Consider the following 1,324-nt stretch of genomic DNA (forward strand, 5'->3'; position numbering starts at 1 on the left):
GTTCCGCCCCGGGTTTGATGGAGACATCGAACACCCGGAGGATTGGCTGTTATGGCGGCACCGAAGAAGTACCCGGACGAGTTGCGCGAGCGCGCCACGCGTCTGGTGATTGAGGCGCGTAGAGACCCGCAAGCAGGGCCTGGTGCGATCAGGCGGATCGCGAACCAGCTTGGTGTACATCCGGAAGCGTTGCGTACGTGGGTGAAACGGGCCGAGACCGATGAGGAGGTCCGTGCCGCGGGCGGGACCTCGTCGGGTGATACGGCACGAATCGCCGAGCTGGAACGGGAGGTCCGCGAACTGCGGCGGGCCAACCAGATCCTCAAGTCCGCGGCGTCTTTCTTCGCGGCGGAGTTGGACCGTCCGTCGCGATGAAGGTCGAGTTTGTTGACTCCCAACGGGAGCAGCACGGTGTCCAGCCGGTCCTGCAGGCGCTTCAGGGCACGCCGGCACAGATCGCACCGTCGACCTACTACGCCGCCAAGACCCGTCCAGCCTCGGCGCGGGCGGTACGTGACGGCGAACTCACCGCGCAGATCGAGCGGGTGCATGAGGACAACTACAGCGTCTACGGCGCCCGCAAGGTGTGGCACGAGCTGAACCGCCAGGGCGTGACCGTGGCCAGGTGCACGGTCGAGCGGCTCATGCGCCAGGCCGGGCTGCGGGGGCTGCTGCGCGACAAGTCCCCACGGACCACCCGCCCCGCACCCGAGACCGCACGACCCGCCGACCTCGTCGAACGGGACTTCACCGCGACCGGGCCCAACCAGTTGTGGGTCGCGGACCTGACCTACGTGCGCACAAGCGCAGGCTGGGTGTACGCGGCATTCATCCTCGACGTGTTCTCCCGCATGATCGTCGGCTGGCAGGTGGCCACCAGTCTGTACATCGACCTGGCGCTGGACGCGCTGAAGATGGCGACCTGGCGGCGCCGGGCCGAAGGCGCCGACCTGACCGGCCTGGTCCACCACTCCGATCGGGGTGTCCAATATCGAGCTGTCCGCTACACCCAGCGGCTGGCCGAGGCCGGCGCGGTCGCATCCGTTGGCAGCAAAGGAGATTCCTACGACAATGCGATGGCCGAGGCGTTCAACTCGCTGTACAAGGCCGAACTTGTTCGTAACAAAGGGACCCTGGCGCGGACTGGACGACCTGGAGATCGCCACCGTCGAGTACATCGACTGGTACAACAACCGGCGTCTGCACGGCGAACTCGGGCACATCCCACCCGCCGAGCACGAAGCCCTACACGCGATGACCCACCCGGTCACCGCAGCCCTGGAAACCAGATAATCCACTCTCCATCAAACCCGGGGCTTGACAG

The 1,324-nt window shown here is 66.3% G+C and carries 1 pseudogene; it reads left to right on the plus strand.

Annotation, left to right across the window (positions count from 1 at the left end):
* Positions 1-51: 51 nt before the first annotated feature.
* Positions 52-1,293: pseudogene (locus tag DM816_RS41910) on the plus strand (IS3 family transposase).
* The last annotated feature ends 31 nt before the right edge of the window (positions 1,294-1,324 follow it).

This window comes from Allorhizocola rhizosphaerae, from assembly GCF_003426775.1.
Taxonomy (GTDB): Bacteria; Actinomycetota; Actinomycetes; order Mycobacteriales; family Micromonosporaceae; genus Allorhizocola; species Allorhizocola rhizosphaerae.